This window comes from Streptomyces sp. B5E4, assembly GCF_039871555.1.
In the GTDB taxonomy this organism is placed as follows: domain Bacteria; phylum Actinomycetota; class Actinomycetes; order Streptomycetales; family Streptomycetaceae; genus Streptomyces.
Map to the genome: position 1 here is coordinate 76,375 of NZ_JBDPMI010000009.1, position 11,663 is coordinate 88,037.

9 protein-coding genes are annotated in these 11,663 nt (G+C 72.9%); 7 read left to right on the forward strand and 2 right to left on the reverse strand.

The window, feature by feature from the left end; translation table 11 throughout:
- Nucleotides 1-2 precede the first annotated feature (2 nt).
- Complete coding sequence (gene meaB / locus ABGA99_RS14620) at nucleotides 3-965, reverse strand: methylmalonyl Co-A mutase-associated GTPase MeaB (protein ID WP_347578290.1); 963 nt, start codon at nucleotides 963-965, stop codon at nucleotides 3-5.
- A 99-nt stretch (nucleotides 966-1,064) separates the two neighbouring features.
- Entirely contained in the window at nucleotides 1,065-2,273 is a 1,209-nt protein-coding gene (locus tag ABGA99_RS14625; protein ID WP_347582784.1) for an acetyl-CoA C-acetyltransferase, read from the reverse strand.
- 132 nt (nucleotides 2,274-2,405) lie between these two features.
- Between ABGA99_RS14625 and mce the strand changes: the two genes are divergently transcribed.
- From mce to ABGA99_RS14660, 7 genes are all read left to right on the forward strand, one after another.
- Nucleotides 2,406-2,843 (forward strand): methylmalonyl-CoA epimerase, encoded by a 438-nt coding sequence (gene mce, locus ABGA99_RS14630; protein ID WP_347578292.1) that lies wholly within the window; start codon nucleotides 2,406-2,408, stop codon nucleotides 2,841-2,843.
- A gap of 165 nt (nucleotides 2,844-3,008) precedes the next feature.
- On the forward strand, nucleotides 3,009-6,383 hold the full coding sequence (gene scy / locus ABGA99_RS14635; RefSeq protein WP_347582785.1) for a polarized growth protein Scy: 3,375 nt from the start codon (nucleotides 3,009-3,011) through the stop codon (nucleotides 6,381-6,383).
- Between the two features lie 103 nt (nucleotides 6,384-6,486).
- On the forward strand, nucleotides 6,487-7,422 hold the full coding sequence (locus tag ABGA99_RS14640) for a cellulose-binding protein (RefSeq protein WP_347578294.1): 936 nt from the start codon (nucleotides 6,487-6,489) through the stop codon (nucleotides 7,420-7,422).
- A gap of 147 nt (nucleotides 7,423-7,569) precedes the next feature.
- Entirely contained in the window at nucleotides 7,570-8,577 is a 1,008-nt protein-coding gene (locus ABGA99_RS14645) for an ABC transporter ATP-binding protein (RefSeq protein ID WP_347582786.1), read from the forward strand.
- 5 nt (nucleotides 8,578-8,582) lie between these two features.
- Nucleotides 8,583-9,362 (forward strand): ABC transporter permease subunit, encoded by a 780-nt coding sequence (locus ABGA99_RS14650; RefSeq protein ID WP_347578296.1) that lies wholly within the window; start codon nucleotides 8,583-8,585, stop codon nucleotides 9,360-9,362.
- A 152-nt stretch (nucleotides 9,363-9,514) separates the two neighbouring features.
- Entirely contained in the window at nucleotides 9,515-10,687 is a 1,173-nt protein-coding gene (locus tag ABGA99_RS14655) for an ABC transporter ATP-binding protein (RefSeq protein WP_347582787.1), read from the forward strand.
- Nucleotides 10,684-11,649 carry an ABC transporter permease gene (locus ABGA99_RS14660; protein WP_347578298.1) on the forward strand — a complete coding sequence of 322 codons (966 nt, stop codon included), beginning with the start codon at nucleotides 10,684-10,686 and terminating at the stop codon, nucleotides 11,647-11,649. The genes ABGA99_RS14655 and ABGA99_RS14660 overlap by 4 nt, the downstream gene beginning before the upstream one ends.
- The last annotated feature ends 14 nt before the right edge of the window (nucleotides 11,650-11,663 follow it).

An 11,663-nucleotide genomic window follows, 5' to 3' on the forward strand; every position in this document is an offset into this window, starting at 1 on the left:
CCTCAGCCGCCGGTGAGGCCTTCGAGCAGCTCGTCGGCGGCGGCGTACGGGTCCAGCTCGCCCGCCGTGATCCGCTCGGCGAGCGCCGAGAGCCGCCGGTCGCCGTGCAGGTCGGCCATGCGCTCGCGCAGCGCCGTGACCGCGATCGTCTCGACCTCCCCGGCCGCCCGGCGCAGCCGGCGCGCGGCCAGCACGCCGTGCTCCTCCATCCACGCCCGGTGCTTCTCCAGCGCCTCGACGACCTCGTCGGTGCCCTCGTCGCGGGCGGCGACGGTCTTGACGATGGGCGGACGCCAGTCGCCGGCGGCGCGGGCCTCGCCGAGGCCGAGCATGTGGTTCAGCTCGCGGGCGGTGGCGTCGGCGCCGTCGCGGTCGGCCTTGTTGACCACGTAGACGTCGCCGATCTCCAGGATCCCGGCCTTGGCCGCCTGGATGCCGTCGCCCATGCCGGGCGCCAGCAGCACCACGCAGGTGTCGGCCTGCCCCGCGATGTCCACCTCCGACTGCCCCACGCCGACGGTCTCCACCAGCACCACGTCGCAGCCGGCGGCGTCGAGCACGCGGATCGCCTGCGGCGCGGACCAGGCCAACCCGCCGAGGTGGCCGCGGGTGGCCATGGAGCGGATGTAGACGCCGGGGTCGGAGGCGTGCACGCCCATCCGCACCCGGTCGCCGAGCAGCGCCCCGCCGGAGAACGGCGAGGAGGGGTCGACGGCCAGCACGCCGACCCGCTTGCCGCGCTTGCGGTACGCGGAGACCAGGGCGGAGGTGGACGTGGACTTGCCGACGCCGGGCGAGCCGGTGAGCCCGACGACGTAGGCACGGCCGGCGAGCGGGGCGAGGGCGGCCATCACCTCGCGCAGGTGCGGCGACGCGCCCTCGACCAGGGTGATGAGCCGGGCGACGGCCCGCGGGCCGCCCTCGCGGGCGGCGGCCACGAGCGCGGCGACGTCTGCGGCTGGCATGTGTGATGGCTCCTTGCGTCCGTACGGGGCCTGCTCCCCGGCCCCTCCCCTGTCCCGGTCACCGTACGGACCGGGGCGGCCGCGCCCGTGGCGCCGGCCTCAGACCTTCGGTACCCGCACCACCAGTGCGTCGCCCTGGCCGCCGCCCCCGCACAGGGCGGCCGCGCCGACGCCGCCGCCGCGGCGCTTCAGTTCGAGGGCGAGGTGCAGCACGAGCCGGGCGCCGGACATCCCGATCGGGTGACCCAGGGCGATGGCGCCGCCGTTGACGTTCACCTTTTCAGGGGTGACGCCGAGGTCCTTCATGGACTGCACGGCGACGGCGGCGAAGGCCTCGTTGATCTCGATGAGGTCGAGGTCGCCGACGTCGATGCCCTCCTTCTTCAGCGCGTGCAGGATGGCGTTCGAGGGCTGCGACTGCAGGGAGTTGTCCGGGCCCGCCACGTTCCCGTGGGCCCCGATCTCGGCCAGCCAGGTCAGCCCCAGCTCCTCGGCCTTGGCGCGGCTCATGACGACCACGGCGGCGGCGCCGTCGGAGATCTGCGAGGCGGTGCCGGCGGTGATCGTGCCGTCGGGCGCGAAGGCGGGGCGCAGCCTGGCCAGCCCTTCGGCGGTGGTGTCCGGGCGGATGCCCTCGTCGGTGTCGACGACGACGGCCTCGCCCCTGCGCCGGGGGAGCTCGACCGGGGTGATCTCCTCGGCGAAGATCCCGCGCTCCCGGGCGGCGGCGGCCCGCTGGTGGGAGGCGGCGGCGAAGGCGTCCTGCGGCTCGCGGGCGATGCCGAGGCGGGCGTTGTGCTTCTCGGTGGACTCGCCCATGGCGATGCCCTCGAAGGAGTCGGTGAGCCCGTCGTGCGCCATGGAGTCGAGCATCTGCAGCGCGCCGTACTTCACGCCCTCGCGGGACTTCGGCAGCACGTGCGGGGCGTTGGTCATGGACTCCTGGCCGCCGGCGACGACGATGTCGAACTCGCCGGCGCGGATGAGCTGGTCGGCCAGCGCGATGGCGTCGAGTCCCGACAGGCACACCTTGTTCACGGTCAGCGCGGGCACGCTCATCGGGATGCCCGCCTTGACCGCGGCCTGCCGCGCCGGGATCTGCCCCGCCCCGGCCTGGAGGACCTGCCCCATGATCACGTACTCCACCTGGTCGGCCGCGACGCCCGCACGCGTCAGGGCCGCCTCGATGGCGAAGCCGCCCAGATCCGCGCCGGAGAACGGCCGGAGGGAGCCGAGGAGGCGCCCCATGGGGGTACGGGCGCCCGCGACGATCACGGACGTGGTGCCTGAGGTGCCGCTGCCGGTCATGCGCGTCCCCTTCGGGGAGAAGTGAATGAGGGTTAACTTCAGCGTACTGAGCGGTACGCGTCCGGGTCACGGTTCGTTCGGTGTGACCGTGCGCACGTTGCGTAACCTTCCGTGCAGCGGTGGACTGTGCGCATGCTGACGCGCATCGACCACATCGGAATCGCCTGTCATGACCTTGACGCAACCGTCGAGTTCTACCGGGCCACCTACGGCTTCGAGGTGTTCCACACCGAGGTCAACGAGGAGCAGGGGGTCCGCGAGGCCATGTTGAAGATCAACGAGACGTCCGACGGCGGCGCCTCGTACCTGCAGTTGCTCGAACCCGTCCGCGAGGACTCCGCGGTCGGCAAGTGGCTGGCGAAGAACGGCGAGGGCGTCCACCACATCGCCTTCGGCACCGCGGACGTCGACGCCGACGCCGACGCCATCCGTGACAAGGGCGTACGCGTCCTCTACGACGAGCCGCGGCGCGGCTCGATGGGCTCGCGGATCACCTTCCTGCACCCCAAGGACTGCCACGGCGTGCTGACGGAACTGGTCACTTCCGCATCGGGCACGGGCGCACACTGACCTTTGATTCGCATGGCCGGTAGAGTGCAGGGGGCCGCCCGCGTCCTGGGCGGCCCGATCATCTGACACCATCGATACCAGCACACGAAGAGCCAACGAACGCAGTACACGTCATCGCCATTGCCAGTTCGGCAGAAACGACCCGGGGACGGATGGGACCGCGCAGTGCGGGGCTACGACCGCTACGAGCCTGACGCCGTGATGGACGGGCTCTCGCAGTTCGAGGCCGAGATCGAGCGGCTGAAGAAGGAGCGGGAGAAGGCCGTTCAGCACGCCGAGGACCTCGGCTACCAGGTCGAGGTGCTACGCGCCAAGCTGCACGAGGCGCGCCGCGGAATCGGCGCCCGTACCTCCTTCGACAGCGCCTCGCACCAGGCCGAGCAGTTGCTGCGCAACGCCCAGGCCCAGGCCGACCAGTTGCGCGCCGACGTCGAGCGCGAACTGCGTGAGGCCCGCGCCCAGGCGCAGCGGCTCCTCCAGGAGCACGCCGAGCGCCAGGCCCGGATGGAGGCCGACCTGCACGCCGAGGCGATCGCCCGGCGGCAGCGGCTGGACGAGGAGCTGGCGGAGCGCCGCACCACCGTCGAGACCCACGTCAACGAGAACGTCTCGTGGGCCGAGCAGTTGCGCTCCCGGACCGAGGCACAGGCCCGCCGGCTCATGGACGAGACCAGGACCGAGGCGGACCGGCTCGTCGCCGCCGCCCGGGCCGAGGCGCAGCGTCAGTCGGAGCAGACCCGCCAGCGGGTCGGCAGCGAGGCCGAGGCCGCCCGGGCGGAGGCCGACGACCTGCTGCGGCGCGCCCGCGCCGACGCCGAGCGGCTGCTGAACGCCGCCTCCACCCAGGCCCAGGAGGCCACCACCCACGCCGAGCAGTTGCGCAGCTCCTCCGCCGGGGAGGCGGAGGAGGCCCGCCGGGAGGCGACCGAGGCACAGCGCCGGGCCGAGGAGAAGCTGGCGGAGGCCGAGACCTCGCTGCGCTCCGCGCGCACCGAGGCGGAGCGGCTGGTGGCGCAGGCCGAGGAGGCGGCGACCAAGAAGATCGCCGAGACCGAGGCGGGCGCCGACCAGCGGATGCGCACCACGCGCAACGAGATCGCGCGGCTGGTCGGCGAGGCCACCAAGGAGGCCGAGGCGATCAAGGCGGAGGCCGAGCAGGTGCGGGCCGACGCCCGTACCCAGGCCGAGGCCCTGATCGCGGAGGCCGAGGAGACGGCCCGTACCCGCTCCGCGGAGGACAGCGCCAACGCCATCGCCAAGGCCGCCAAGACCGCCGAGGACGTGCTCAACAAGGCGTCCAGGCAGGCCGAGGACACCACCACGGCCGCCGGCGAGGAGGCCGACCGGATCCGCCGGGAGGCGGAGGCCGAGGCCGCGCGGCTGCGGGACGAGGCCGCGGCGGCGGCCGAGCAGCTCAAGGGCGCGGCCAAGGACGACACCGAGGAGTTCCGGGCCAAGACGGTCGAGCTGCAGGGCGAGGCCCGGCGGCTGCGGGACGAGGCCGAGCAGTTGCGTGCGGAGGCCACCGCCGAGGGCGAGCGGATCCGCGGCGAGGCCCGCAGGGACGCGGTCGCGCAGATCGAGGAGGCGGCGAAGTCCGCCGAGGAACTGCTCGCGAAGGCCGGCACCGACGCCGAGGAAATGCGCGAGGCCGCTACGGCTGAGGGCGAGCGGGTGCGCGGCGAGGCCGCCGAGCGGGCCGCGACGCTGCGCGAGCGGGCCGAGGAGGCGCTTGCCAAGGCCCGCACGGAGGCCGACGAGCTGCGCGCCGAGGGCGAGGCGCAGGCCGGGAAGATCACCGAAGCGGCGGCGGAGGCCGCGCGCAAGACCCGTACCGAGGCCGACGAGGCCGTCACCGCCCGCCGGGCCGAGGTGCAGACGGAGCTGGACCGGCTCCAGCAGGAGGCGGCCGCCCGGGTCACGGCCGCCGACGAGGCGCTGGCCGGGGCCCGCGGCGAGGCGGAGAGGATCCGCCGGGAGGCGGCGGAGGAGACCGAGCGGCTGCGCGCGGAGGCCGCGGAGCGGCTGCGTACGCTCCAGCAGCAGGCGCAGGCCGAGGCGACCCGGATGCGCGAGGAGGCGGCCGCCGAGACGGCCACGACCCGCGCCGAGGCCGAGGCCGCCGCCCAGCGGCTGCACGAGGACGCCACGGGCGAGTCCGAGCGGCTGCGGCGCGAGGCCCAGGAGGCGGCCGACCGGATCCGCTCCGAGGCGTCCGCCGCCGCCGAGCGGCTGGCGGCGGAGGCGCAGGAGGCGCTGACCGCCGCGCAGGAGGAGGCCGCGCGCCGGCGGCGCGAGGCGGAGGAGATGCTGACCGCCGCCCGCGGCGAGGCGGAGCGCGAGCGTACGCAGGCCACCCGGCAGGCCGAGGAGCTGCTGGCCTCGGCGCGCAAGCGGGTCGAGGAGGCTCAGGCGGAAGCCGCCCGGGTCACCGAGGAGTCGGAGCGCCGGGCACGCGAGCTGGTGACCGCGGCCGAGCAGACGGCCCAGCAGGTGCGGGACTCGGTCAGCGAACTGCGGGCGCAGGCCGACGAGGAGATCGCGGGGCTGCGCTCGGCCGCGGAGCACGCCGCGGCCACCCTGCGCCGGGAGACGCGGGAAGAGACCGACGCCGCCAAGGAGTTGGCGGAATCGACCGTCAACGACGCGCTAGCAGAGGCCGAACGCCTGCGTACCGAGGCGGAAAGGGTCCGGGACGAGTCCCGCGGCGACGCCGCGAAGCGCCGTACGGAGGCCGCGGAACAGGCCGACAAGCTGGTCGAGAAGGCGCACGAGGAGGCCACCAGGGCCACCGCGGCGGCCGAGGAGCAGGCCGATGTGATGGTCGCCGCCGCCCGCAAGGAATCCGATCGGCTGGTGCGCGACGCCACCTCGGAGGCGAGCGGTCTGGTGGAGAAGGCCCGCGCGGACGCCGACCGGATGCTGGAGGAGGCCCGCCGGGACTCCCACGCGATCCGCGAGCGCGCCGAGGAGTTGCGCACGCGCACGGAGGCCGAGACCGACGCGCTGCACGACCGCGCCCGGCGTGAGGCCGCCGAGGCCACCAGGGCCGCGGGCGAGCGGGTCGACAAGCTCGTCGCCGCAGCTCACGAGCAGCTCAACGCGGCCGAGGCACGCGCCGAGCAGATGCTCACCGACGCCAAGGGCGAGGCGGGCAAGGTCCGTATCGCCGCGGTGAAGAAGGCGGAGGGGCTGCTCAACGAGGCCGAGCAGAAGCAGGCCGAGGCGTTCGACGCGGCCGAGCGGACGAAGGCCGAGGCGCGCGCGGAAGCCAGGCGGATGGTCGACGAGGGCCGCCGCGAACTGGAGTTGATCACCCGCAGACGCGAGGACATCAACGCGGAGATCTCCCGTGTGCAGGACGTCCTCGAAGCCCTGGAGTCCTTCGAGAGCCCCGGCACCGCGGGGGCGAACGGCAAGGACGCCAAGGACGGCAAGAACAGCCAGGTCGGCAAGGGGAAGGACGGCGGCGGTAAGGCCCCCGCCGCAGCCGCCGCCCGGTCGGGGGGCAAACAGTCCGGTGGCAGACCACTCGATTGAGCGGACATTCTCCAGATCAAACCTGGATTGACGCTGTGACACGCCGTCAGCACCCCTAGGATTCCCCTTATCACCTCACTCGGTCTCTTTCGACAGGAACCCCATGAGCGACACTGCCAACCCCTTCGGTTTCGAGTTCGCAAGGCGCGGATACGACCGCGAGCAGGTGGACGAACGGATCACCAAGCTCGTAGCCGACCGCGACAGTGCCCTCTCGCGCATTACCTCCCTTGAGAAGCGGATCGAGGAGCTTCACCTCGAGACGCAGAACGCACAGGCGCAGATCGCCGACTCCGAGCCGTCGTACGCCGGCCTCGGTGCCCGGGTGGAGAAGATCCTGCGGCTGGCCGAGGAAGAGGCCAAGGACCTGCGCGAGGAGGCCCGCCGCGCCGCCGACCAGCACCGTGAGCTGGCCGAGTCGGCCGCGCAGCAGGTGCGCAATGACGCCGAGTCGTTCGCCGCCGAGCGCAAGGCCAAGGCCGAGGACGAGGGCGCCCGGATCGTCGAGCAGGCGAAGGGCGAGGCCAGCGGTCTGCGTGCCGAGGCGCAGAAGGCCGCGCAGTCCAAGCGCGAGGAAGCGGACACGCTCTTCGAGGAGACCCGCGCCAAGGCCGCCCAGGCCGCCGCGGACTTCGAGACCAACCTCGCCAAGCGCCGCGAGCAGTCCGAGCGCGACCTCGCCTCCCGCCAGGCCAAGGCCGAGAAGCGGCTCGCGGAGATCGAGCACCGGGCCGAGCAGCTCCGCCTGGAGGCCGAGAAGCTGCGTACCGACGCCGAGCGCCGCGCCCGGCAGACGGTCGAGACCGCGCAGCGCCAGTCCGAGGACATCGTGGCGGACGCGAACGCCAAGGCCGAGCGGATCCGCAGCGAGTCCGAGCGCGAGCTGGCGGCGCTCACCAACCGCCGCGACAGCATCAACGCCCAGCTCACCAACGTCCGCGAGATGCTGGCGACGCTGACCGGCGCGCAGGTCGCCGCCCAGACCGGGGCGGACGAGGTGGAGGACAAGCCGGGCGTGCCCGCGCAGCAGTCCCGCTGAGACCGGTGCGGCCGGGCGGACGACCCCGCCCGGCCGTACGGTACCTGTCGGGCGCCCTCCGCCTCCCGCAAGCGGAGGGCGCCAATCCCGTTGTGTCGATTGCTCCCAGGAGATGCGTTCGATGACGTCGCCGCCTAGGGTTAGCGCATGATCGAACTGGAGGGGCTGACCAAGCGGTACGGCGACAAGCTCGCCGTGGACCACCTGACCTTCCAGGTGCGCCCCGGAATGATCACCGGATTCCTGGGGCCCAACGGCGCCGGCAAGTCGACGACGATGCGCATGATGCTCGACCTCGACAACCCCACCTCCGGTTCGGTGCGCATCGACGGCAAGCACTACCGCGAGCTGCAGGAGCCGCTGAAGTACATCGGCGCCCTCCTCGACGCGAAGAACATGCACGGCGGCCGCAGCGCGTACAACAACCTGCTGTGCCTGGCCCAGAGCAACCGCATCCCGGACGCCCGGGTGAGCGAGGTGCTGGAGACCGTCGGTCTGACGGCGGTGGCCAAGAAAAAGTCCAAGGGCTTCTCGCTCGGCATGGGCCAGCGCCTCGGCATCGCGTACGCGCTGCTGGGCGATCCCGAGATCCTGATGTTCGACGAGCCGGTCAACGGGCTCGACCCCGAGGGCATCCACTGGATCCGCAACCTGATGAAGAGCCTGGCCTCCCAGGGCCGCACGGTCTTCGTCTCCAGCCACCTGATGAGCGAGATGGCGCTCACCGCCGACCACCTCATCGTCATCGGCCAGGGCAAGCTGCTCGCCGACACCTCGATGGCCGGCTTCATCCGGGAGAACTCGCGGTCGTACGTGCGCGTGCGCACCCCGCAGCCCGAGCAGTTCAAGGACGCCGCGAGCGCCGCGGGCATGGCCGTCAGCGTGCGCGAGGACGGCGCGTTCGAGATCGAGGGCGCCGACATGGCCGAGCCGGTCGGCGAGCTGGCCGCGCGGCACCGCGTGACGCTGCACGAGCTGAGCCCGCAACAGGCCTCCCTGGAAGAGGCGTTCATGCAGATGACCGCCCAGGCGGTCGAGTACCACGCGCACGATCTGAGCGACCCGAACGCCGCGGCGGCCGCGGCCGCGCCCCCGGCGCCGCCGGCGCCGAACGCGCCGCCCGCACCGGGTCCGCAGTGGGGCAAGGGAGACTGACGGCCATGGCAGCACCCTCGGCAGTGCTCAAGTCGGAGTGGACCAAGGTCCGCACGGTCAGCTCCACGATGTGGACGCTGGCCGCCGCGCTGGTCCTCACCGCCGCGGTGGGCGCGCTCCTGTCCGGCGTCATGAACGCCACGTTCGACGACCTCTCGGAGGCCGAGCGGCTCACCTTCGACCCCACCCTGGTCAGCTTCTTCGGCATGATGCTCGGCCAGCTCGCGATGGTCGTCTTCGGCGTCCTCGTGATCAGCACGGAGTACAGCTCCGGCATGATCAAGACCTCGCTGGCCGCGGTGCCCCAGCGCGCCACGTTCTACGTCTCGAAGGTCGCGGTCGCCACGGTGCTCGCCCTGGCCGTCGGGCTGCTCACCAGCTTCATCACGTTCTTCCTCGGTCAGTCCCTGCTCGGCGACCACAAGGCGTCGATCGGCGACGACAACGTGCTGCGGGCCGTCATCGGCGCCGGCCTGTACATGGGCGTGATCGCGATGTTCTCCATGGGCGTCGCCGCGATGCTGCGCAGCACCGTGCTCTCGCTCGGCCTGCTGATGGCGTTCTTCTTCCTGATCTCCTCGATCCTGGCGGGCGTCCCGGCCACCAGGGACGTCGCGCAGTATCTGCCGGACCAGGCGGGATCGCGGGTCATGCAGGTGGTGCCGGGCGCGCTGAACAGCGACGAGACGCCGTACGGGCCCTGGGGCGGCTTCGCCATCATGTGCGCGTGGACGGCGGTGGCGCTGATCGGCGGATACCTCGTCATGAAGAAGCGCGACGCCTGACCGCCCGCCCTCCGGTGCCCCTGCGCTCCCCCGGTGCCTCTTGCGGCAGCCCGGCGGCCTGCCCGCCGGGAACCGGAGGCGCCCCGATAGCCTCTTAGCCTGAAGGGGGACGGGAAGTCGCGTGCGCCCCCGTGTCCGACGCAGGGGGCCACATGATCGAAGCACAGGGTCTGACGAAGACCTACGGCGGGAAGACCGCCGTGTACAACCTTTCCTTCACCGTCAAGCCCGGTGTCATCACCGGCTTCGTGGGCCCCAACGGGGCGGGCAAGTCGACGACGATGCGCATGATCCTCGGGCTCGACGAGCCGAGCAGCGGCACCGTCACCGTGGGCGGCTACCCGTACCGCAAGCTGCCCAACGCCCCGCGCCAGGTCGGCGCCCTGCTCGACGCCAAGGCGGTGCACGGCGGCCGCAGCGCCCGTAACCACCTGCGCTGTGTCGCCCAGCTCTCCGGCATCCCGCAGCGCCGCGTCGACGAGGTGCTCGACGTCGTCGGACTGCGCGAGGTCGCGGGCCGCCGCTCCAAGGGCTTCTCGCTCGGCATGGGCCAGCGCCTCGGCATCGCCGGCGCGCTGCTCGGCGACCCGCAGATCCTGCTCTTCGACGAGCCGGTCAACGGCCTCGACCCCGAGGGCATCCTGTGGATCCGCAACCTGATGAAGAGGCTGGCGAGCGAGGGCCGGACCATCTTCGTCTCCAGCCACCTGATGAGCGAGATGGCGCTGACCGCCGACCACCTCGTCGTCATCGGCCGCGGGCAGCTCATGGCCGACATGAGCGTGCGGGACTTCATCAACACGCACTCGGCGAGCTTCGCCCGCGTCCGTGTCCCCGACCGGGACCAGGGCGTGCGCGACAAGCTGACCGCCCTGCTCACCGGGGAGGGCGCGCACGTGCAGCCGGAGGACGACGGGGCGCTGCGCGTGAGCGGAATGCCGCTGCCGCGGATCAGCGACCTGGCGCACGACGCGCGGATCCAGCTCTGGGAGCTGTCGCCGCACGAGGCGTCGCTGGAGGAGGCGTACATGCGGATGACGCAGGGCGCGGTGGACTTCCGCTCCACCGTCGACCACCGCGCCGGCCTGCAGCAGCCGGCGGGCCCGGTGCCCCCGCAGGGGTACGCGCACCCCGGACCCGGCTTCGCGCCGCCCATGGGCGCCCCGGGGATGCCGCAGGGCGCCCCCGGCATGCCGCCGCCCGCGATGCAGCCCGGCTACGCCCCGCCGCCGCAGGGGTACGCCCCGCCGCCACCCCCGGCCGCGCCGCACGGCCCGGCCGGCGCCGCCGCTCCCGCCCCGCGCGAAGGTGAGACCCCCCGATGAGCTACCCGCCGCAGCCCTCCGCCCCCGCCCCCGGCGCGCCTCCGCTGCCCGGCGTCGCACCCGGCCCCGTCCCCGGCGCCGCGCCACCGGCCGGCCCGCCCGCCGGCGGCGGCTACTCCTCGCCCATCCCGATCGTCAGGACGCACCTGGGCCACGCCTTCGCCTCCGAGTGGACCAAGATCCGCTCGGTGCGCTCCACGATGTGGACGCTGGGCGTGATGCTCCTGCTCGTCGTCGGCGTCGGCTTCCTCATCGCGCTGGCGATGAGCAGTGACGACTGGGTGGGCGCCCCGCTGCTCTCCGGCGGCCTCTTCGGCCTGATGCTCGGCCAGATCTGCATCGTCACGCTCGGCGTGCTGGTGATCACCTCCGAGTACGGCACGGGCATGATCCGCACCACGCTCACCGCCTCGCCCCAGCGCTGGCGCGTGCTGGCGGCCAAGGCCGTGGTCTTCTTCGTGCTGGCCTTCGTGCTGACCACCGCCGCCTGCGCGATCACCGCGCTGGTCCACTCGGCGGTCCTCGGCGGCCAGACCGTGCCCGAGTACGAGGTCAGCGAACCGATGTTCAAGGACTCGGTCTCCGACAGCGGCGAGCTGATCGCCACGAGCAGCCAGTGGTTCGACGCCACCGTGGGCGCGGCGCTGTACGTGTCGCTGCTGGGTCTGCTCGCGCTGGCCGTGGGCGCGATCCTGCGGCACTCCGCGGGCGCCATCACCACGATGGTCGGCTTCATCCTGCTGCCGCTGATCATCGCGCTGTTCATGCAGACGGAGAGCCTGCGGGACGTCCAGCGCAAGCTGATCGAGTACTCCCCGCTCAGCGGTCTGGCCTCGCTCTTCGGCATCCCGTTCTTCGACGACGGGGACGTCGGCGGCTGGGGACTGCTCGGCCTGCTGGCCGCCGTCACCGGCGGGATGCTCCTGCTGGCGTTCGCGCTGCTGTCGAAGCGGGACGTCTAGACCGCACGCCCCCG

What these genes read in the sequence shown, in the direction of transcription:
- ABGA99_RS14625 (WP_347582784.1), bottom strand. Translation starts at nt 2,273, where the DNA reads ATGACCGGCAGCGGCACCTCAGGCACCACGTCCGTGATCGTCGCGGGC.
- ABGA99_RS14645 (WP_347582786.1), top strand. Translation starts at nt 7,570, where the DNA reads ATGATCGAACTGGAGGGGCTGACCAAGCGGTACGGCGACAAGCTCGCC.
- ABGA99_RS14660 (WP_347578298.1), top strand. Translation starts at nt 10,684, where the DNA reads ATGAGCTACCCGCCGCAGCCCTCCGCCCCCGCCCCCGGCGCGCCTCCG.
- ABGA99_RS14655 (WP_347582787.1), top strand. Translation starts at nt 9,515, where the DNA reads ATGATCGAAGCACAGGGTCTGACGAAGACCTACGGCGGGAAGACCGCC.
- ABGA99_RS14640 (WP_347578294.1), top strand. Translation starts at nt 6,487, where the DNA reads ATGAGCGACACTGCCAACCCCTTCGGTTTCGAGTTCGCAAGGCGCGGA.
- ABGA99_RS14650 (WP_347578296.1), top strand. Translation starts at nt 8,583, where the DNA reads ATGGCAGCACCCTCGGCAGTGCTCAAGTCGGAGTGGACCAAGGTCCGC.
- meaB (WP_347578290.1), bottom strand. Translation starts at nt 965, where the DNA reads ATGCCAGCCGCAGACGTCGCCGCGCTCGTGGCCGCCGCCCGCGAGGGC.
- mce (WP_347578292.1), top strand. Translation starts at nt 2,406, where the DNA reads ATGCTGACGCGCATCGACCACATCGGAATCGCCTGTCATGACCTTGAC.